General features: G+C 37.0%; 15 protein-coding genes. 5 read left to right on the forward strand and 10 right to left on the reverse strand.

Annotation, left to right across the window (positions count from 1 at the left end; all coding sequences use genetic code 11):
• Positions 1-77: 77 nt before the first annotated feature.
• Positions 78-1,733 carry a ribonucleoside-diphosphate reductase subunit alpha gene (locus CGC58_RS02000; RefSeq protein WP_095894889.1) on the forward strand — a complete coding sequence of 552 codons (1,656 nt, stop codon included), beginning with the start codon at positions 78-80 and terminating at the stop codon, positions 1,731-1,733.
• 49 nt (positions 1,734-1,782) lie between these two features.
• Here the strand turns inward: CGC58_RS02000 and der are convergent, their stop codons facing one another.
• The 8 genes from der to CGC58_RS02040 all read right to left on the reverse strand — a co-directional run bounded on the left by der (position 1,783) and on the right by CGC58_RS02040 (position 12,499).
• Entirely contained in the window at positions 1,783-3,087 is a 1,305-nt protein-coding gene (gene der / locus CGC58_RS02005) for a ribosome biogenesis GTPase Der (protein ID WP_095894890.1), read from the reverse strand.
• Positions 3,088-3,156: 69 nt separating this feature from the next.
• Complete coding sequence (locus CGC58_RS02010) at positions 3,157-5,406, reverse strand: GH92 family glycosyl hydrolase (protein WP_095894891.1); 2,250 nt, start codon at positions 5,404-5,406, stop codon at positions 3,157-3,159.
• 83 nt (positions 5,407-5,489) lie between these two features.
• Positions 5,490-6,773, reverse strand: coding sequence for a leucine-rich repeat domain-containing protein (locus CGC58_RS02015; protein ID WP_095894892.1), 1,284 nt, complete (start codon positions 6,771-6,773; stop codon positions 5,490-5,492).
• Between the two features lie 347 nt (positions 6,774-7,120).
• On the reverse strand, positions 7,121-8,095 hold the full coding sequence (locus CGC58_RS02020; RefSeq protein WP_095894893.1) for a deoxyhypusine synthase family protein: 975 nt from the start codon (positions 8,093-8,095) through the stop codon (positions 7,121-7,123).
• Positions 8,096-8,226: 131 nt separating this feature from the next.
• The gene (locus CGC58_RS02025) at positions 8,227-8,592 is read right to left on the reverse strand and encodes a lipocalin-like domain-containing protein (protein ID WP_157909176.1); all 366 of its coding nucleotides are present in this window, start codon (positions 8,590-8,592) and stop codon (positions 8,227-8,229) included.
• A 106-nt stretch (positions 8,593-8,698) separates the two neighbouring features.
• Entirely contained in the window at positions 8,699-9,421 is a 723-nt protein-coding gene (locus CGC58_RS02030) for a DUF6261 family protein (protein WP_095894895.1), read from the reverse strand.
• Between the two features lie 1,038 nt (positions 9,422-10,459).
• On the reverse strand, positions 10,460-11,464 hold the full coding sequence (locus CGC58_RS02035; RefSeq protein ID WP_095894896.1) for a hypothetical protein: 1,005 nt from the start codon (positions 11,462-11,464) through the stop codon (positions 10,460-10,462).
• A 141-nt stretch (positions 11,465-11,605) separates the two neighbouring features.
• Positions 11,606-12,499, reverse strand: coding sequence for an Omp28-related outer membrane protein (locus tag CGC58_RS02040; protein ID WP_095894897.1), 894 nt, complete (start codon positions 12,497-12,499; stop codon positions 11,606-11,608).
• Positions 12,500-12,614: 115 nt separating this feature from the next.
• Here CGC58_RS02040 and CGC58_RS02045 point away from each other — a divergent pair, with 115 nt between their 5' ends.
• A complete protein-coding gene (locus CGC58_RS02045; protein WP_095894898.1) occupies positions 12,615-13,097 on the forward strand; it encodes a TlpA family protein disulfide reductase in 483 nt (160 codons plus the stop codon).
• A 2-nt stretch (positions 13,098-13,099) separates the two neighbouring features.
• Positions 13,100-14,791 (forward strand): DUF6029 family protein, encoded by a 1,692-nt coding sequence (locus CGC58_RS02050; RefSeq protein WP_095894899.1) that lies wholly within the window; start codon positions 13,100-13,102, stop codon positions 14,789-14,791.
• A gap of 61 nt (positions 14,792-14,852) precedes the next feature.
• Here the strand turns inward: CGC58_RS02050 and CGC58_RS02055 are convergent, their stop codons facing one another.
• Both CGC58_RS02055 and acs read right to left on the reverse strand, forming a co-directional pair.
• The gene (locus CGC58_RS02055; RefSeq protein ID WP_095894900.1) at positions 14,853-16,244 is read right to left on the reverse strand and encodes a type III PLP-dependent enzyme domain-containing protein; all 1,392 of its coding nucleotides are present in this window, start codon (positions 16,242-16,244) and stop codon (positions 14,853-14,855) included.
• 680 nt (positions 16,245-16,924) lie between these two features.
• Positions 16,925-18,913, reverse strand: a complete 1,989-nt coding sequence (gene acs, locus CGC58_RS02060) for an acetate--CoA ligase (RefSeq protein ID WP_095894901.1) — start codon at positions 18,911-18,913, stop codon at positions 16,925-16,927.
• 260 nt (positions 18,914-19,173) lie between these two features.
• On the opposite strand from acs, the gene CGC58_RS02065 reads away from it, so the two are divergent.
• Together CGC58_RS02065 and CGC58_RS02070 are read left to right on the forward strand one after the other, a co-directional pair.
• Positions 19,174-21,405: a patatin-like phospholipase family protein gene (locus CGC58_RS02065; protein ID WP_095894902.1), complete on the forward strand. Its 2,232-nt coding sequence runs from the start codon at positions 19,174-19,176 to the stop codon at positions 21,403-21,405.
• A 101-nt stretch (positions 21,406-21,506) separates the two neighbouring features.
• Entirely contained in the window at positions 21,507-22,922 is a 1,416-nt protein-coding gene (locus CGC58_RS02070; protein ID WP_095894903.1) for an L-serine ammonia-lyase, read from the forward strand.
• Position 22,923: the final 1 nt, after the last annotated feature.

Here is a 22,923-nt window from a genome sequence, read left to right on the forward strand (position 1 = left end):
AGTAACGGAAAATAAAAACAAAAAAAAGGAAAAAATAAATATAAAATTAATCAGATAACACTAAAGAACAAGTCAATATGAACGAAGAAACCAACATATGGTGGCTCAATGAAGAGTCTGAACAAATCCTCAACAGAGGTTATTTACTAAAGGGAGAAACTGTGGAAGGAGCTATTGACCGCATCACACACGCTGCAGCTCGCAGGCTTTATAAACCTGAGTTGCAACCTGCCTTCAAGGAGATGATTACCAAAGGTTGGATTAGTTTCTCTTCCCCTATTTGGGCAAATATGGGAACGGAAAGAGGCTTGCCTATTTCTTGTTTTAATGTTCACGTTCCGGACAGTATTGAAGGAATCACTCACAAATTGGGCGAGGTGATTATGCAAACAAAAATAGGTGGTGGAACTTCAGGTTATTTCGGAGAGCTACGCAGCCGTGGTTCGGCAGTGACCGATAACGGAAAATCGAGCGGGGCGGTAAGTTTTATGAAATTGTTTGATTCGGCTATGGACGTGGTTTCGCAAGGAGGTGTTCGTCGTGGTGCATTTGCGGCTTATCTGGATATCGACCACCCTGATGCTGAGGAGTTTCTTCAAATAAAAGACGTAGGATTCCCTATACAAAATCTTTTCTTCGGTTTGTGTGTTCCTGATTATTGGATGCAAGAAATGATTGATGGCGATATTGAAAAACGTAAACTTTGGGCGAGGGTTCTGGAAAGTCGTCAGCAAAAAGGATTACCTTATATTTTCTTTACCGATAACGTAAATCGCAAGCGTCCGCAAGTATATAAAGACAAAAATATGGTGATTCGTTCAAGCAATTTATGTAGCGAGATTATGCTTCCGTCAGGAATTGATGAATCATTCATTTGTTGCTTGTCTTCTATGAATTTGGAGTTATTTGATGAGTGGAAAGATACAAAAGCCGTGAAATTGGCTATTTTCTTCTTAGATGCGGTTCTTTCCGAATTTATTGAAAAAACCAAAGATAATTACTATTTGCAATCGGCTCGTAATTTTGCTATTCGTCATAGAGCTTTAGGTTTGGGAGTTTTAGGATATCATTCTTATTTACAGAAAAATATGATTCCGTTTGAGAGCTTCGAAGCAACGCAGTTCAACGCGAGAGCCTTCAAGCATATCCGCGAAGAAGCCGACAAAGCTACTCAGGAATTAGCACACATCTACGGTGAACCTGAGCTTTTAAAAGGTTACGGACGAAGAAATACCACCACAATGGCTATTGCTCCAACTACTTCAAGTTCAGCTATTTTAGGACAAGTTTCCCCAGGAATTGAGCCGTATTCAAGCAATTATTACAAAGTTGGTTTGGCAAAAGGAAACTTTATGCGTAAGAATAAATATTTAACACAATTGTTAGAAGAAAAAGGCATAAACAATGAAGATACTTGGCGTAGCATCCGATTAAATGACGGTTCGGTGCAACATCTGGCAGAGCTTACGCAGGAAGAAAAAAATGTATTTAAGACATTCAAAGAAATTTCCCCAATGGAAATTATAACACAAGCTGCACAGCGTCAGGCTTATATCGACCAAACACAAAGTTTAAATTTGAATATTCCGTCAATAATGCCTATCAAAGATGTTAATAAAGTAATGATTGAGGCTTGGAAATTGGGAGTAAAAACTTTGTACTACCAACGTAGTCAATCCGTTGCAAAAGAAATGATAATGAATTTCGTAAATTGTAGCAGTTGCGAAGCTTAATAAAAAAACAGAGATTTGAAAAATCAAATCTCTGTTTTTTTCGTTTATTTTACTTCTGTCGGAAATACACATCTATCGGAACTCCGTTAAAATTAAAATTTTCTCTCAATTTATTTTCAATAAATCGCTTATAAGGTTCTTTAACATATTGAGGCAAGTTAGCAAAAAACACAAACTGAGGCATTGGCGTAGGCAACTGCATACAGTACTTGATTTTGATATACTTACCTTTTATTGCCGGTGGCGGATAATTCTCTATAATAGGCAACATAACCTCATTAAGTTTGTGTGTGGCAACACGTTTTGAACGATTTTTGTAAACCTCAACAGCGGTTTCTATGGCTTTGTAAATACGTTGCTTATTGAGTGCCGACACAAATATAATTGGGACATCGGTAAAGGGAGCTATCTCCTTGCGAATCAAGGCTTCGTATTCTTTGGTAGTGTTGTTTCCCTTTTCCACCAAATCCCATTTATTAACCAAAATTACAATTCCCTTTCGGTTTCTTTCAGCAAGCCAAAATATATTACTGTCTTGTCCTTCAAATCCACGAGTTGCATCAATCATTAAAATACAAACATCAGAATGTTCAATAGCTCGGATTGAACGCATTACGGAATAAAACTCTAAATCTTCTTTAACTTTTGATTTTCTGCGAATTCCTGCCGTATCAACCAGATTAAACTCAAATCCGAAACGATTGTATTTAGTATCAATAGCATCACGTGTTGTTCCCGCAATATCCGTCACAATGTATCGGTCTTCTCCTATCAAAGCATTTATAAATGAGGACTTTCCGGCATTTGGGCGACCTACCACAGCAAAGCGAGGAAGTTCCTCTTCTTGCTTGCTTTCACGCTCGGGCAATACTTTAACCAAATCGTCCAGAAGTTCACCACTTCCGCTTCCGTTGATGCTCGAAAGCGTATAAAGATTTTCAAATCCGAAAACGTAAAATTCCTGTGCATCAGCAATACGATTATTGCTATCCACCTTATTTACAGCAAGAAATATTGGCTTTTTGGAGCGTCGGAGTAAATCAGCTACAGTTTCGTCCATACCTGTCACTCCATCTTCAACATTCACCATAAAGATGATGGCATCAGCTTCTTCAATGGCTAAATTAACCTGATTATCTATTTCTTTTTCAAAAATATCGTCACTCCCTACAACATAACCTCCCGTATCAATAACCGAAAATTCAACTCCATTCCAGTCCGTTTTTCCGTAGTGACGATCACGAGTAACTCCGCTTACGGCATCAACAATCGCCTCACGGCGTTTTATAAGTCGATTAAAAAAGGTCGATTTTCCAACATTGGGACGACCCACAATAGCTACAATAGCACTCATAGTTTCTTAATTTTGTGGGCAAAGATAATTATTTTTAAATGAATACCGAAACGTTTTACCAAATACACATTAATAAACCGTATTAACTTCCGGTAATTCGTACTTTCCTAAAACTTCATCATTAGGCACATCACTCATTTCAAAGGTTAATGTTCCCCCTTCGACGATATCTTTATGCCTGATATAAAGCTTTTTATAAGGTTCTCCATTCAAATATATTGCCTTTATATATTTATTTTGCTCAGAAAAGTTATTGGCTTTAATTTCAAATGTTTTACCCTCTGCCAATTGAATTTCAGCTTGCTTAAAATACGGATTTCCAAATAAATACACTCCTTGAGCAGGGTTTACAGGATAAAATCCTAAGGAAGAGAAAATAAACCAAGCCGACATCTGTCCGCAGTCCTCATTGCCACAATGTCCGTCAGGCTTATTCTTGTACTGGCTTTTCAAAATTCGTTGCGTAATTTCTTGCGTTTTTGATGGTTTTGCCACATAATTGTACAAAAATCCAACGTGGTGACTTGGTTCATTTCCGTGTGCATATTGCCCTATCATTCCGGTACTGAAAATCGGGAGTTTATCTTCAGGAAACGGATAATATGTAAACATCGAATCCAATTTTTGTTCAAAACGCTCCTTCCCTCCTATTCTCCTTACCAATGCAGGAATATTTTGAGGCACAAACCAGAAATAATGCCACGCATTACTTTCACAAAAATAAGGAGTATATTCCTTTGGAATAAAAGGACTTACGAACTTACCTTCACTATCTTTCGGACGAAGAAAAGTTGATTTTTCATCATAATGATTTCCCCAACTTTCAGAGCGTTTTAAAAAATATTCATAATCAGAAGTTTTTCCTAAAGCCTTGGCAAACATCGCAATGCACCAATCTCCGTAGGCATATTCTACCGTTTTGGAAACCGACCAATTTTCGTGATGCCCATCGGTGGGGACATAACCTAATTTTTTGTACAAATCTATCTGACGTTCATCAACCATTGCACTTTCCTTACAAGCTTTATATGCTAATTCCGGATTCATAGAAAAACCTTTAAAATACGCATCAACCACCACAGGAACAGCGTGATAGCCTATCATCATATTGGTTTCGTTTCCTTGCATTGACCAAACGGGAAGCCTGCCTGTTTCTTGATAATGTGCCAAAAGCGATTGAATGAAATCATTTGTGCGTTCAGGTTGTGTGATGGTAAAAAGCGGATGTGTGGCACGAAATGTATCCCAGAGTGAAAAAGTATCATAACGTCGGAAGCCTTCTGCTTTTCTTATTTGATTATCAGCACCTTTATAGTTTCCGTTAGGGTCGCTCAAAAGGGTAGGACATAGCATTGATTGATACAGCATTGTATAGAAAATCGTCTTCTTGTCGCGGTCATCGGATACGATTCGCACTTTTTGTAATTCTTTTTCCCAAGCTTCGTTGGCTTGCTTACGATATTTATCAAAGTCAAAATCAGTCGCTTCGGTTTGCATTGAAGCATACGCTCCTTCCAGATTAGCGGTGGAAAGTGCTGTTTTTATGATTATTTGCTCATTCTCTTCCGTATTGTATAACAACTCCACTCGCGTGTTCTTTCCCGTTGTGGGATTGGTAGTTTCTTTTTCGTCATTAAAAAGAACATACCCCGAAAAAGGCTTCGAAAATTCCATTACGAAATAAATCCGCTGGTCTTTTGCCCAACCTGTGGACTTGCGATACCCTTCAATGGTAGTATTATTCACCACATTAATATATGTATCAGTGGGAGCGTCCCAATTCATCGCAAATCCTAAATCAACGGTTACTTTTGTATGTTCATCTTTTGGAAATGTATATCGGTGAATACCAACGCGTTCAGTAGCTGTTAATTCAGCTTTGATTCCGTAACTGAGCAAATCCACTGTGTAATATCCTGCTGTGGCTGCCTCCCTGTCGTGGCTAAACTTTGAAAAAGGTTTATATGAATTTTCTTTAATCCGTTCGCTAAATCGGCTGTTAGTAGGCATCACTAAAATGTCATACAAATCACCTGCTCCTGTACCCGAGAGATGTGTATGCGAAAAACCCGAAATAATACTATCTTGATAGAAATAACCCGCAATTCTGTCCCAACCAGGTATCCCGATATCCGGACTTAGTTGTACCATTCCGAAAGGAACCGTAGCCCCTGGATATGTATTTCCCGGACCATCTGTACCTATAAACGGATTAACAAAATTGGTTAGTTTCTCATTAGGTTTGATTTCAGAATACTGATTCTCTGTACGTTGACAGGAAATAAATACAATTACAAAAAGAAAGAAAATAGCTCTCATAGAATTTAAAAATTTAAAACACAAAAAAAGCAAAAAACCTTGAAAAATTCAAGGTTTTTTGTTTATAAAATTGATAACAATTACTAATATTCTTTGAATTTACCGTTATCGGTGTGGTCAGTCCAGCCTACTTTCCACTGTTTCTTTTTCAAAGCAGCAATATTTTCTGGCGTAATTTGATTTTTTTCAGTAGGTGAATTGGAATTGGTGATGATAATATTTTGTATGGGATATAGAAGTCCATCCAATCCAACCCTTTCATACTCAATTTTTCCAAAAGGTAAACTATTAACCAAATTAGCCATAGCTTCTGCATTTATTCTATTTTCAGTGCAATCTAAATATTCAATAGAACCGCCTTTGAAAGCCAAAGTCGTCAATTGATTGTTTGCACATAACAGCCTTTTTACCAATTCTAAATTGCCTAAATCGGCTAACTGATTATTTTCACAATTAAGTCTTTCTACATAGCCTAACTTTAAAGACGTCAATTGGTTATCAGAACAACGTAAAACAGAAATACTTGAACCTCCAACATCTAATGATTTTAGGTTGTTTTTCGAACAATCTAATAGCGACAATCTCATTCCTCTTACATCTAATGTTGAAATCCCTGTTAGACCACATCGGAGTACTTCAAGTTTTTTATTCTTTTTAACTTCTAATGAAGTAAGTTTCGTAGGATTTTTTTTATACTCGGAGCCAGAATGCATATTAGGATAATCTTTTTCATAATAAGGCTTCGTAACTTCTCCTAAATTTAAAAAATCTAAATGAGCCACATCTCCATAAATAGTAACCGTTTGTGAGAGTAATTTAAAGGCATAAATATGAGTTCTGGGGTAGTTTACGAGAACATATCCTAAGTTGTGTTCATATTCCCTTTGAATTTCAGATAAGTCTTCCCCCTTTTCTTTCATACCATTATTATTAATGTCAATCCATACATTGTTAGGCAATTCCCCTCCATTGTATTCAGAACCCAAAAGTCCTAATGTAAACATCTTTCCTATGGATTCAGTAGTTGTAAAAGTCATTCTCGGAATTAGTTTAGTTATATTAATTTCAACAACTGCCCGTTCATCAGTATTTTTGTCAAATACTATTATTGAACTTTTGCCCTCCTTAATGCCTTTAATAACAACGGTAGTCCCCGACAAAGTAGCAACTCCTATCCTCGTATCTACAACAGTTATCAAATAATCTCCACTTCCTGATATAATTTCAAAGGCAGCTTTATCTCCTTCCTCAACAGTTACTTCCGAAGCACTCAACTTTAAATTATCATACACCGGATTTAACAATACGCAACTCGTAGTGATTGTTACCACCAACAAAAACACTACATAAAAAAATGTTTTTTTCATCACTTTTATAGTTTTAATTTCTGAGGTAAAGGTATATATAATTGTTTTACTATCCTATTAAATGTTTAGCTTTAACTATTTTATAACAATAAAAAAAGACAAACAACTAATAATAAATCATTTATGAGTATCAAAATCTTTATTTTAGCATTAAACACTAAAAATCAAAAACATACAAAACAAAAATGTTAATTTCGTTGATATAATTTATCCGATTAGTACCAACATCAAATATAGAGAAACAATATTCTTAATATTATACAATTAATACAAAAAGAGGTTGCTCAAAAAATGAACAACCTCCGAATTAAATATTTAAATTTAAATTAATATGAAAACACAACAATTTATTGCCCCAAGATGTAGGCAAAAATCAGCGGAGCAACGATGGTAGCGTCCGACTCCACGATGAATTTCGGGGTGTTAATGTCCAATTTCCCCCACGTGATTTTTTCGTTCGGAACCGCTCCTGAGTACGAACCATAACTTGTTGTAGAGTCCGAAATTTGGCAAAAATACGCCCAAAAAGGTACGTCCGTCCATTCCAAATCTTGGTACATCATCGGAACCACACAAATCGGGAAGTCGCCCGCAATACCGCCTCCTATTTGGAAGAAACCTACGCCTTTTCCGCCAGAATTAGCTCTGTACCACTCCGTTAAGTACACCATATATTCAATCCCCGATTTCACGGTCGAGGCTTTTAACTTACCTTTTATCACGTTGGAAGCAAAAATGTTACCTGTGGTGGAATCTTCCCAACCTGGGCATACTATCGGAAGATTCTTTTCCGCTGCGGCTACAATCCAAGAATTTTTGGGGTCGATTTCATAATACTGTTCCAACACTCCCGAATTTACCACCTGATACAAAAATTCGTGTGGGAAGTAACGCTCTCCTTTCTTTTCGGCTTTGTGCCAAACTTCTTCCAAATGTTTTTGCAAACGGCGGAAAGCCTCCTCTTCTGGAATACACGTATCTGTTACACGATTGTAATGATTTTCAAGCAATTCCCACTCATCTTGCGGGGTAAGGTCGCGATAATTGGGGACGCGTTTGTAGTGCGAATGTGCCACGAGGTTCATCACGTCTTCTTCAAGGTTTGCCCCCGTACACGAGATAATATCCACTTTCCCCTGACGAATCATTTCTGCCAATGAAATACCCAACTCGGCAGTACTCATCGCCCCAGCAAGCGAAACCAACATTTTTCCGCCTTCCAAAAGGTGCGTTTCATACCCCTTCGCCGCATCTACCAACGCTGCTGCATTGAAATGCAAAAAATTCTTCTCTATAAATTGTGAAATAGGTCCTTTATTCATTTCTTATCTATTTTAACTATTTAATTTTGATGCAAAGATACACTTTTTTACATATAACATTGCATATCTTCCATACAAAAAGACTCTGAAAAACATTTGTTTATTGCCTGTTTAGCCAAATGATGCATATTTTACTTCACTTTTCTATATATGTGTACTACAGGGTCAATACCTCTTTTAGTTGTTGTTCGGGTTGTGAGCTTATCTCCTTCTACCGAAATTGATAAATACTGGTCATCATTGATATAAACCTGATTATCTTCTACCCTATATGAGCTATTTTTACTTTTAATCGTTTCGCAATTTCCTTCTTTTATAAAAGAATGAGACAAAAAAACGGAATCATCATCAAACTTATAAAATGTTTTCTTTTCACAATCTGATAAATTTACATTAGGTTCAAATTGATTAGAAGAACTCTCCAGCATCCAAACGCCTTTAACCTTTTTAGTATCATTGAATTTACTTTTAGCACAACTAAAAGATAAAAATACCATAACTAATAATGTCAATATTTTTTTCATAACCGATTAAAATTTTATTTACTCTCAATTATCAAAAGACTTTCTTGCATATTGTACAATTCAATTCTTTTTCAGAATGTTATTGCTCTTCTTTGGTGTCTTTTTTACGCTTTTTGCGGATATTGCTCAACGCCTGTGCTATTTCGGTATTGATTTTATCGGCAAGACTTTTATAAGGAGCTTCCCCACGAACGAAAGCATACGCACCGATTGCCTTAGCAAAATGCTCAAAACTTTCCTGTGCTTCGGCTCTGGCAATTTTAGATTTACCAGTTTCCTCTTCCGACATTTTTTCAGTACGAGCGTTGTAAATCTTTTCAAATTCCTCATTTTGCTTGCCCAAAAGCGTAAGCCATTCTTCCAGATGCAATTCAGAAATAGTCCCTTTTAGCTTTTCGGACTGATTAATATCGTTAATAATATTCCGAATGGAAGTAGTCTCGGACTTAAAAGACTGTTTTGTAATCTTTTTGCCGTATTTTTCAATCTCATCAATAAGTTTTCTGGCTCTTCCTGCTTGAGCATCATCGGGCGAAAGAAAATAAGCACGTATTACACTTGTTATTGCCGTGAAAGTTCTATCTCTTGCCAAATCAGTTTCTTCTACTATTTTTGTTTCCTCTTTGGTAGTTTCTTTGGAAGTGGAACTATCAAGCACTTTCACTTTTTGTTCAAATACGTCAAAAATTGTCTTCAACTGCAACGTCTCCAAGTCTTCTTGTTTGGCAAAAGTGCAAATATTAAGCAATACTTGTGTATAATCCTTCTGCCGTAATTCTTTAAGGTAGGTTGTTTTTATCATTTCTTGTATTTTTAAAAGATTACTGCCGGCAAGATAGTTATTATTTTCTGATTTTCAAAAGAAAAGAATATTTTTCTATTTTATTTATCATTGTGAAGATTATTTCCGCAGACATTTTTTTCACAATCCGAATTAGGAAATATTTTTCCTATTACGGAATTTTACTAATCCCAAAGTGCTGATATTTTCCTGTTGCAGAATTTTGCTAACCCCAAAGTGCTGATGATTTCCTGTTGCAGAATTTTGCTAACCTCAAAGTGCTGATGATTTCCTGTTGCAGAATTTTACTAATCTCAAAGTGCTATCATTATTCCTATAACAGATTTTAACTATTCTTGAGGTGCTGATGTTTTCCTGTTAAATATTTTAACAATTATTGAGGTGCTATTACTGTTCTGTTAAAATTTTTATTTATTTCAGAAAGATAAAGTACAAAACCAAAACAGAACAACACTTGTCAAGCTGAGCAAAGTCGAAGCCCCTCCTCTTTTCCCCTCGACTACGCTCGGGGTGACACTAAAACTAAAACAGAATAACGCTTGTCAGGCTGAGCGAAGTCGAAGAACCTTCCCTTTTCCCCTCGACTACGCTCGGGGTGACATTAAAACCAAAACAGAACAACACTTGTCAGGCTGAGCGAAGTCGAAGCCCCTCCTCTTTTCCCCTCGACTACGCTCGGGGTGACACTAAAACCAAAACAGAACACCATCTGTCAGGCTGAGCGAAGTCGAAGCCCATTACCTTTTCCCCTCGACTACGCTCGGAGTGACATTTCCTGCTATAGATTTTTATTTATAACTAACTTACAATCATTTGTCGCTACGATTCCCCCTTTCAAGGGGGCAGGGGGATGTATTTGTCAGTACAACATCCTCCGTCCTTCGGACACCTCCTTCAAAGGAGGATTTTAAAGCCCTACAATTTGAGGAGAATTGACTATTACAAAAAAACCGACTGCTTTTCAGTCGGTTTTAAGATTTTTTATCGTTCATATCGTTGCAAAAATACACAAACTAACAGTGACGACAATCAATTTCTTTAATAAGTACTCACTCTTTGAGCCATTCCGTCCTTATCGCCACTCACCCGATGTGCTCCCACAGGCATTAGTATGGTGTTGGAGCTGTCGCCCTGCTTCCAAATAAGCACATATGAAGAGGTGAAATTCTTAATCCCCTCGGGAGTAACTTCTCCTGAAAGCACAACGATATTAGCATTTTTTACGTTTTTCTCCTGCCCGTACATTCGTGCATATAGCGTAAACCGATTACCGCTTCCGGTGATGTAAACACCTGCACCACTGAGGTTAGCATCTGCCGCCTTATAATCCAAAGTAGCGTGCCCATTTTTCTGAGTTGAAATTCGGTACGTGTAATCATTCCATTGGTGTCCTTTTTTGTAATTGTCACCCGGGTAAGGTTGCATCAAAATGTGAGGCGATGACAGATAGATGCCCTCAATATTCGGCGGATTGTTTCCTTCGTGAATCGCCATTCCTCCTTCTTTAAGTCGCTCAAGGTCTTCAGGTTTTATTTCGGAAAGAATGCTTTTTATTTCCACATCTATTTCCGGAGTGTTTACGGTTCCTACATTCAGCAGAGGAAGATAAAATTCTCCTTCTGTGATAGTTGCATCTCCCGAAGTAAATTCAAATGTTCCTTTGATGGTGTTATCAGTAATACTTTCAATCATAAGTTTTCCCTGCGAAGAATTAAATAATTCTTCATTGGTTCGGTACGATGCTTTCACCATTTCGGCTTTATTATCAATGGTATAGCTTCCTGCGGCTCTCGGGAAACCAAAATGCTTGATGTCTATCCCGTGAACAAGTTTTTCGCCCCATCTGCCATACAAAAACAAAATTGCTTTTCCGTTCGCCTCGCCAATAGCTGCGTGATGCAAGATGGCTTGCGTTTTAGTACCATTAATTTTTGCCTTGAAATAGTACCCTTCCTCCGAATTGTTGTTATCTTTCGTACAAGAAAACGCCGTCAGAATTACTGCCAGAACAATAACCAACCTAAAGTAATGTAATCTTTTCATATCCTTAATTATATTTTGTTTAGGCAAATGTACGCTTTTAGAAACAAAAAAGCTACTCTTTTTGGTTTTATTTAAGATATAAAAAAATAAGCCCTGATGCTTCACATCAAGACTTATTGCTAATTTATGTTTTGTATTTTATTACTCTGCGTACTGATAATCCTTAGTTTCATTGGCTTTGGCTTCCTGAACGTTAACTACAGCTTTATTTTTGTTGGTAACAAAAACTACAACTTTTACGTTAGCTAACTTCTCTCTACTCATTAAATTATATGAAAAATTTAAGTCGGCTTTCGTAACTTCCTTTCCTACAGTTAATGTTTCCAACGCATTACCCGATCCATCTCCATAAAAAGCTCTCAACACATCGTCGTGTCTGAAATTATAGTCTCCTGAGCCAGCTTGATAGTATGTAATATTATCTTCTGTTATAAAGACGTTATATTTCAAATCTTTTAGTCCGTTTTCTGCTGTTTTAAAACTAACCGAAACTGTACCACCTGTTTCTGTTAACTTAGAGGATATTTTTATTCCTATAGGCGAAGTTAGATTTTTTTCTAAGCGTTCAAAAATATGCTGAGCTGCATTACTTTTAAACAACTCTTGATCTCTATTTAACCTAAGCCACGGATAACTCCAATGAAAAGGAAATTCAGAATCATTACTTGGTAGAGTGGTAAGATGCCTTAATATTGCATCACTTCCTCTAATTTCCATAGGATCATACCTTCCACCTGAATCGTGGATTGCAACAACTGCAAATCTTTCCTTAAGCGGTGTGGTTGAGTTTTTTGCTTCGCGGATAGCCTCAATCATATATAAACAAGGAGGACACCAACTACCCGTAACATCTTCTACTAAAGCCTTATAAACAAAAGGACGTTTATCCTCTGCTGAAGGGTTGTTTTCCTCATTTTCTTTTGTTTCATTTCTTTCCTCTACCTCATTTGAAGAAGAGTTGTCATCTTTGCTACAAGAAACCACTAAAAAAGAAGCCAATACTACGGCTAAACCTGATAAAAAACTTTTTCTCATTGTTATTATAATATTTAAATGCGGTGCAAAGATAAAAATTAAAAGTAAACTTTAATGTATTTTCTCCATTTTTATATACCTTTGCGGGCTTTTTATTAGAAAAAATATAATAACAATGAAAATCTTAACTACACTCACAGTGGTACTTTTTAGTACTCTTGGCTTCGCACAAGCGTCGCTACCCAATGTTCAACTGAAAGATTTACAAGGAAAAACAGTAAACCTTTCCGAGTACAATTCCAAACAAAATCCCGTTATCGTGAGCTTTTGGGCTACGTGGTGTGCTCCGTGCATCAAAGAACTGAAAACATTCAGCAAACACTACAAACAGTGGCAAAATGAGTTCGGTGCGGAGCTAATCGCCGTTTCCACAGACGATGCCAAAACCAAAAATCGCGTAAAATCACAAGTGAAAGGAGCCGGATGGCAATACACCATACTTATGGACGACAACCACGAGCTGAAAAGAGCCTTAAACGTTGCCAACATTCCATACACACTTATTTTGCACAAAGGCAAAGTGGTATTCGTACATTCGGGTTACACGCCGGGTATCGAAACTGAAATTTATAAGAAATTACAATCTTTATCAAAATAATTATGCGTAAATATTTACTAACCTGCGGATTTTGTTTGGTTTCGGCAATGGGTTTTTCGCAACTCCGCGTCGGTTTTGAATCAAATTCACAATACTACATCGATGACAACCAAATTAAATTAGATGAATTTGAAGCCGAAAATCGATTCCGTTCCAATAACTATCTGAAAATCGATTATCGTATCAAAAATTTTGAATTTGGGCTACAAGGCGAGTCGTACGCTCCAAAAGCATTACTTCATTATAATCCGCAACTCAAAGATTATCACATCGGTACGGCTTTCGCTCGTTATAACAATCTTCAAAAAGGAATTGACATCACCGCAGGACATTTCTACGAGCAATTCGGGAGCGGACTGGCACTTCGTTTTTGGGAAGACCGAGCTCTTGGCATCAATAACGCTCTTTTCGGCGGACGTATCAAATGGAATTTACAAGATATTTTTCAGTTGAAAGTTCTTGGTGGAAGGCAACGCATTGGTATGGGATTCGACTTTTCCAAAGGATTTATTTTAGGAAGTGATGCCGAATTAGATATAAGCCAATTACTTAAAAAAGAAGAATATACGCTAAAAATCGGAGGCTTGTTCACAATACGAAACGAAGATATTTCCAAAAAACAACCTCAGTCAGAAAAAAATACTTCCATTTTTGGTTTCCGAACCGATTACAGCGGAGAAAAATTCAATTTCAGCGGAGAATATTTGTATAAAACCAAAGACATTCACTACGAATTGCAGGAATTCTACCCCAAAATCAATCGTGCCGGTAATGCGCTGTTACTCAATATGGGATACAACAACGGAGACAATGTTGCTTTCAACCTAAACCTCCGCCGATTGGAAAATTTCAGATTTTTCTCACAACGAAATTTAGTGGATAATGTTTACAATTACGGAATGATAAATTACATTCCCGCACTAACCAAACAGTACGAACACAGCCTGCAAAACATATATGTATATCAGGCTCAACCGCAAATGGCTTACTATAGTTATTTTAAAAAGCAGGGAGAAATCGGTGGGCAGTTTGACCTCTTTTACGAAGCTCCGTCCGGTTCATTTTTAGGTGGTTCAACGGGTGCAAGTTTTGCTATAAATGGTTCGTATTGGGCGGGACTTAAAAACAACGTGAAAACCACCATAGTAACCGACAAATACGGCATCAAAAATGAAGAAGTGGAACTAAGCAGCCCTATTATCGGGTTTGGGGAGAAATACTATCACGATATCGCTATCGAATACCGAAAACCTTTCTCTGACCATTTCACCACTATTTTTTCGTACTTGAATCAATATTACAACAGTTCTTTGATTATTCAAAAACCGTATCAGGTAAAAGCTCATACCATTTCTGCCGAAGGAACTTATTTTCTCTCTGATACACAATCCATTCGATTGGAAATGCAACATCAGTGGGCTAATGAAGATTTGAAAAATTGGATAGGCAATACTTTGGAATACATTCCCAATGCACGATGGTCGTTTTTTGTAAGTGATTTGTACAATTACGGAAACGATGACAAAGCCAAAAGAATTCATTATTACAACGTTGGGACATCCTTCTCCTACAAAGCTACGCGAGTGGCTCTAAGCTACGGAAGACAACGTGGAGGTGTGCTGTGCGTGGGTGGCGTTTGCCGTATCGTGCCGGAATCAGCTGGGCTTACGCTTAATATCACTACCAATTTTTAAGAAAAATATTGCAAACAAAAAGTGGAAGTTTAAAACTTCCACTTTTTTTTATTTCATATACTTAGTATCCTAATATTTTCAGCATTTCTTCAACTTTTTGCTGTTCCATAAATAAATGCGTACTTATTTTTCCTTCTTCGTCCTTGTCAATCAAAATGATTTTTGGCTGCGGAATCAAACAGTGTTGCAACCCACCTACTCCACCAATAGTATCCTGATAAGCTCCTGTATTGAAAAATCCGATATATAAAGGCTTGTTTTTGTTATATTTAGGCAAGTAAATCGCGTTCATATTCTGTTCACTGTTGTAATAATCGTCTCCATCACAAGTAAGCCCGCCAAGCAATACACGCTCGTATTCATCATACCAACGATTGATTGGAAGCAACACAAACCTTTTGTTAATAGCCCAAGAATCAGGCAATGTAGTAATGAAAGATGAATTAATCATATTCCATTTTTCGCGGTCATTTTGTTGCTTTTGGTACATAATCTCATAAATCGCACCACCGGCTTCTCCAACCGTAAAGCTTCCAAATTCTGTAAAAATGTTAGGCACAGGAACTTTTTCTTGCTCACAAGCGATTTTTATCTGACGGATAATTTCATCAACCATATAAGCATAATCGTATTCAAACGCCAAAGAACTCTTAATCGGGAATCCTCCTCCAATGTTTAAGCTATCAAGCTCAGGAGCTACTTTTTTGAGCTGAATATATACTTTCAAACATTTTAAAAGCTCATTCCAATAGTAAGCATTATCTTTAATCCCTGTGTTGATAAAAAAGTGTAACATTTTAAGAGTCACCTTTTTATTATCCTTGATTTCCCTGTTGTAAAACGGAACGATGTTTTTATAACCAATTCCCAAACGACTGGTATAAAACTCTGAACGAGGGTCTTCTTCCGAAGCAATTCGGATACCTATATTGTACTGTCCTTCAATCTTTTTATCAAAAAGGTTGATTTCCTCATAGTTATCAATAATTGGCATACATTTATCAAATCCGCGATTTACCAAATCCGCGATGCCATCAATGTAACCATTACGCTTGAATCCGTTGCAAATGATGTAGTTATCTTTTGTAATTCGTCCTTCTTTTATTAAATTATTGATAATATCAATATCAAAGGCAGATGAGGTTTCCAAATGAATATCATTTTTCAAAGCCTCCACCATAACGTGCTTAAAATGAGAACTTTTAGTACAATAGCAATAATTGTAAGTTCCTTTGTATCTGTGTTTTTTGATGGCTTTTTCAAACCAGCGTTTTGCTCGTTGAATATTATCAGAAATTCTTGGGAGATACATAAATTTGAGCGGTGCCCCGTACTGGCGTACAAGTTCCATCAAATCAATGTCGTGAAAACGAAGCTCATCTCCTTCTAATCTGAACTCTTCTTGCGGAAAATAATAAGTTTGGTCTATTAAGTCTATGTATTTGTTTTTCATTGTTTTAAATATAATTTGAAGAATAAAATAAACAACTGTTTTTCAATCATTTTTGTAAAAGAAATCAATCTTTTAAAATGCTGAAAAACATTCAAATACGCAAAGGAGACAAACCTTTCACTCGGGCTTGATTTCGTTGATTTTCAACCAAGTCCGAACGAAAATAGTCAAATGAGCAATCTATTTTAAAAACAGTGTCAGATATGCTTATTTTTTCAAAAAATACAACGTTCATTTTAAGCTATTATTCAATTGATTGTCAGTTTTCTACATAAAATAGTGATATAACAACACACACGAGGCAAAGTTAAATATTTTCTTCAAAAAATAAAATAAAACCCATATAAATTTTATTATCATTGAGTTACTTGCTTTTGAACATAAGTAAATTTTGAAGTTCTTTCAATTTTACACTTATAAAAAAGCATCTTTTTAACGAGATAATCGATATAATTCAATACATCTAAACATTATAAACAAGCTTTGTTTTATCTAAAACTTATTTAAGCTCTTTCATCATACTAACTTTTAAAATTGCTGTAATTCATTTTTACAAGTGATTCTTCTAAGTTATTTCTTTAACTCATTATTTTACAGATAGATTTAACTTTGTATTTTTTGGAAACAGAAAGAAAAAAGACAAAAGTATGAACCTTTGCCTTTCTCTTTTTTCATTAAAATTAAAGTGCTTCTTGAATGATTCCTTCTATAATTTCCGGATTCACTAACGTGCTGGTATCTCCTAAGTTAGATATATCGTTTGAGGCTATTTTTCTCAAAATCCGACGCATAATTTTTCCGCTTCGAGTACGAGGCAACCCTTTCACAAACTGAATTTTATCCAACTTGGCGATTGCTCCTATCTTGTCGGTTATCAGCTTGTTAATCTCACGTCGCACATTATCCTGAACGCGAGTTTCGTCCTTCAGAATAACAAATCCGTAGAGGGCGTTTCCTTTAACATCGTGAGGAAAACCAACAATTGCTGACTCTGCCACCGCAGGATGCTCATTTATAGCATCTTCAATGGGAGCTGTTCCCAGATTATGCCCTGAAACGATGATAACGTCATCTACACGTCCCGTTATTCGGTAATATCCCACCTCGTCACGAAATGCTCCGTCGCCCGTAAAATATTTCCCTTCGTAGGCAGAAAAATACGTGTCGATATAACGCTGGTGGTCTCCGTAAATCGTTCGAGCCATTCCAGGCCAAGGAAATTCGATACATAAATGTCCGTCTCTTGAATTTTCAGTGATTTCTTCTTTATTTTCCTGCATCAGCACAGGGAAAATTCCCGGTAAGGGAAAAGTGGCATAGGTTGGTTTTGTGGGAGTTGCAAACGGAATGGGTGCAATCATAATTCCGCCGGTTTCTGTTTGCCACCAAGTATCGGTAATGGGGCAGGATTTTTTCCCGATGTGGTCGTTGTACCAGTGCCAAGCCTCCTCATTGATAGGCTCACCCACCGAACCCAGAATTTTCAGTGAAGACAAATCGTATTTGGCAGGAAATTCCAATGATTGTTTTGCCAACGAACGAATAGCCGTAGGTGCCGTATAAAACTGAGTAACTTTGTATTTTTCAACAATTTCCCAAAATCTTCCGTAATCAGGATATGACGGAGTTCCTTCAAATATAACGGTTGTAGCTCCATTTAGCAAAGGTCCGTACACGATGTAACTATGTCCTGTTATCCAGCCAATATCCGCAGTACACCAATAAACATCTCCTTGCGAATACTGAAAAATATTCTTGAACGTAAAAGCACTATAAACCATATAACCTGCCGTTGTATGTACGATGCCTTTGGGCTTTCCTGTTGAACCTGAAGTATATAGAATAAACAACATATCTTCGGCTTCCATATTTTCAGCCGGACAGAATTCTGATGCTTCATTAAACAAAGTTTCCAGCCAAATATCTCTGCCTTCTTTCATTTGTACCTCCAAATTAGAATGCTTCACAACCAATACTTTTTCAACAGTTTCTGCTGACAGTAAGGCTTCATCAACAATACTTTTCAAAGCATTTGTTTTTTCTCCACGGCTACCTCCGTCGGCTGTGATGACCATCTTGCAACCGGCGTCATTAATCCGAGAGGCGAGTGATGCGGAGGAAAAGCCTGCAAACACCACCGAATGCACCGCCCCTATTCTGGCACAAGCCAAAATGGAAATAGCCAGCTCAGGAATCATCGGTAAATAAATACAAACGCGGTCGCCTTTTTTTATTCCTTGTGATTTAAGCACATTTGCCATTCGGTACACGCTTCTTGCCAAATCATTGTATGTCAAATGTTTTGGAGGCGTTGAAGGGTCATTAGGCTCCCAAATGATAGCGGTTTGTTCGCCCTTATCCGCAAGATGCCTGTCAATGCAGTTTTCTGTAATGTTGAGTTTTGCTCCCGAAAACCATTTCACATCACATTTTTCCTTGTCCCATTCCAAAACACTATCCCATTTTTTTCTCCACTGGAAATTATTATTGGCGATAGTTTCCCAAAATTCAATAGGGTCGTTTTGTGAAAGTCGATAAATATCAATATATCTTGCCAGAGAATTGATATTGTAATAACGTTCGTTCAAAGCTTTCAACGATTCGTGAATTTTCCTTGCCGAATCTTCCAAGCCTTGAAGATTTCCTGTTGCTTTTTTCTCGTACTTCATAATGCTGAATCAATTTGTTTGCGATAAAGGTAAGTATATTTTTCGTACGTTTGAATTTTAATTCTAAAAATATTTTAAATTATTATATTTTAATCAATGAAAACAAATACAAATCTGGAAAAGAATTCTCAAAAAAAGTTTCAATTCTGTACATTTTTAAGAAAAATACATCTTCTAATGTAAAATTTTAAAACAAATCGTACTTAAAAAAATTTTGTTTTTGCAATCATTTTTTGTATCTTCGCCTAAATCTTTAAAAGATGAGAAAATTTCTATTCATATTAGTTTTTTTTATCTCCAATTTCGTTGTATCACAGAATGTTAAACCCGAAAAAGACTTAAAAGTAGGGCTTGTTCTCAGCGGTGGCGGTGCAAAGGGATTGGCTCACGTTGGCGTTCTGAAGGTTTTGGAAGAAGCAGGCGTACGCATTGACTACATCGGAGGGACAAGTATGGGAGCCATCGTGGGGGCAATGTACTCCGCTGGTTACTCGGCACGAGAATTGGATTCTATTTTTCAGCAATTGGACTTTAAAAAACTATTGCAAGACCAAACCTCCAGACGAGCGAAATCTCTGCACGAGAGATATTTACACGACAGATATGCTGTGGCTCTTCCGTTCAACAACTTCAAACTGGGCTTCCCTCGTTCCGTTTCAAAAGGGCAAAATTTATACAACGAATTTGTTAAATTATTGTATCCCGTGAGCGATATTTACGACTTTTCAAAGCTTCCCATTCCGTTTTTGTGTGTGGCAACGGATATCGAAACGGGCAAAGCAATGCATCTGGAAGGAGGTTTTCTGCCCAAAGCCATTATGGCAAGTGGTGCTTTTCCTTCATTGTTTGATTTGGTGGAAATTGACGGAAAATTTCTGACAGATGGCGGAATCGTAAATAATTATCCTATCGATGAAGTTAAAGCCAAAGGAATGGATATTATCATAGGAGTTGACGTCCAAAGTCCTTTATATACAAGGGAAGAACTCGCTTCCGTTTTCGGGATATTATCACAAATAAGCTCTTTCCCAATGGTAAACGATATGACCGAAAAAGCCGAGAAAACAGATATTTACATAAAACCTGACATACACGGATTCAACGTAGTTTCTTTTGACAAAGGAAATACCATCATCAAAAACGGAGAGATTGCCGGAAGACAGTTTTTAGAACGCCTAAAGAAAATCGCTTCTCTTCAAAAAAAGGAAAATTACACGAGAGAAAAAGTTGAAAAAATAGATTCTTTTTACTTAAAAAATATTCATTTTCACGGAAATAAGCACTATTCCCGAAGTTATCTAAGAGGAAAACTACACCTGAAAGAACTCGACAGGAAAATTTCTTTCAAAGAACTCGAAGAAGGAATCTCTAACCTGATGGCTACTCGAAATTTTCATTCCATAAATCACCAAATTCGGCATACGTACGAGGGCGAACACATTGATTTTGTGATAAAAGAAAATCCTGAACGCACTTTCTTGAAATTCGGATTACATTACGATAATCTGTTCAAAACAGGCTTTCTGTTCAATTATACAAAGCATTACGCTCTGCAAACCGATGATTTTCTGTCGTTAGATATTGTTTTGGGAGATAATTTACGCTATCAGTTTGATTATTTTGTAGATAAGGGTTTTTATATCAGTTACGGAATTCGGTCAAAATTCAGTCAGTTTGGCAGAAAAATCAATCCCAGTTTGGTTGCTAATTATGATATTGAGGTTTCAAACATCAATAAATTGAACGTTGATGCAGCCGATTGGATTAACCAAGTTTATTTTCAGACACTTTTAGGCAACGGATTTGTTTTCGGATTAGGTTTGGAACATCGAAAAGTTAAAATCGAAACTGAAAACGTATTTTACTCAAAAACAAATTATAACAACTCCTCCTATCGAGAAAATTCACACTTCGGAAGCACATACGCTTATCTGAAATATGACTCGTACAACAACGCTTTTTTCCCGACCAAAGGAATTTATTTCAATTCGGTTTTTAATTTGTATTTATTAGGAAGTGCGTACGAGAACTTCAATCAATTTTCAATGGGAAAAACAGAATTAGGTTTCGCAATTCCTTTATCTTCAAGGATTTCAACACGTTTGGATTTTAGCGGAGGGTTCACTCTCGGAGGAACAAATGTGTATTCCTTGGATTTCTTCTTCGGAGGATACAACAAAAATGCTTTCAGTAATTACATTCCTTTTTACGGATATGACTTTTTAAGTTTTGGTGAAAAGAATTATTTAAAAGCTGATATTACGCTTGATATCAATCACTTCAAGCAACATCATATATTGCTTCACGCAAACTTTGCCAAAGTGGATAACAAACTCTTCGATAGCTTAAATTGGAAGTCCTACCCTGACTTTTCGGGCTATGGAATCGGTTACAGTGTTGATAGCGTCTTAGGGCCTATTGAACTGAAATGTACCTATTCTCCTGAAATTAAGAAAGCTATCTGGTTTTTCAACGTAGGTTATTGGTTTTAAAAATAATAGATGGAAAATATTTTATATTCTTTTTATTTTTCACTTTTCAATTTTAACTTTTAACTTTATATTTGCCTCTTCGTAAATAAACTTTGATTTTTATGGAATGTATCAGCGTTTTTGATATGTTAAAAATAGGTGTTGGACCCTCAAGTTCACACACATTAGGACCTTGGCGAGCTGCCGAAGCCTTTCTGAAAGAATTAAAATCGGAAAAACTACTCGATAAAGCCCAAAAAGTACGTGTGGATTTGTACGGTTCTCTCTCCTTAACGGGAAAAGGGCACGCAACGGATTTGGCGGTAATGTTCGGGCTTAGCGGTGCTGACCCTGAGTATGTTCCTATTGAAAGTTTAGACGTGATTATCACAGCTATAAACAAAAATCAAGAAATTTGTTTGGGTAACGAATTCATTATCAAATTCAACCCCGCGGAAGACATCGTTTTTAATCGAAATTCTTTGCCTTTTCATTCCAACGGAATTTCTTTTACTGCTTGGGGTGAAGGTTTTGAATATCAATCTACTTTTTACTCCATTGGCGGAGGTTTTATTGTTAAGGAAGGAGAAGAAACTCCTGTAACTGAAAGCACTAAAAGATTTCCCTTCCCTATTGATAAAGCCACTGAACTTTTAGAATATTGCCATAAAGAAGGTAAAAAAATTTCTGAAATCGTTTATCAGAATGAGAGGTCATTGCGTTCAGATGAAGAAATCCATAACGAATTGCTTCGTATTTGGAATACAATGCTTGAATGTACCTACATCGGTTGCCACACCGAAGGAATTCTTCCGGGAGGGCTAAACGTGCGCCGACGTGCTTATGATATTCACAAAAACCTGATTGGGGTAGTTACCTACGACAGTCCTAAAAGTTGGCTCACTTCCATCAAAAAAACGGAAATCAAATTTCGAGAAATTTTAAAATGGGTAAACTGCTTCTCTCTGGCTGTCAATGAAGTAAATGCTTCATTAGGGCGTGTGGTTACAGCTCCGACCAACGGAAGTGCAGGTGTAATTCCCGCCGTGCTTTTGTATTACTTAGTCATTGAGAATCACAGTGCTACGGAGGAAGATGTAAAACAATTTTTGCTGGTTGCAGGCGAAATTGGCAGTCTGTTCAAAAAAGGAGCTACGATTTCCGCTGCAATGGGAGGATGCCAAGCCGAAATAGGCGTATCTTCGGCAATGGCAGCAGCTGGATTGTGCGAACTAATGGGAGGCTCGCCCGAACAAGTTATGGTCGCTGCCGAAATTGCTATGGAACATCATTTGGGGCTAACGTGCGACCCTATCGGAGGATTAGTGCAAGTACCTTGTATTGAGCGAAATGCGATGGGAGCTATCAAAGCTATTAACGCCGCTGAACTAGCAATCGAAACCGACCCAAAAAATGCAAAAGTGCCTCTTGATAAGGTAATAAACACTATGTGGGAAACCGCTAAAGATATGAATTCCAAGTACAAAGAAACCTCGGAAGGCGGTTTGGCTGTGGCTGTAAATATTGCGGATTGTTAAT

It is taken from the genome of Capnocytophaga stomatis (genome assembly GCF_002302635.1).
Lineage (GTDB): Bacteria > Bacteroidota > Bacteroidia > Flavobacteriales > Flavobacteriaceae > Capnocytophaga > Capnocytophaga stomatis.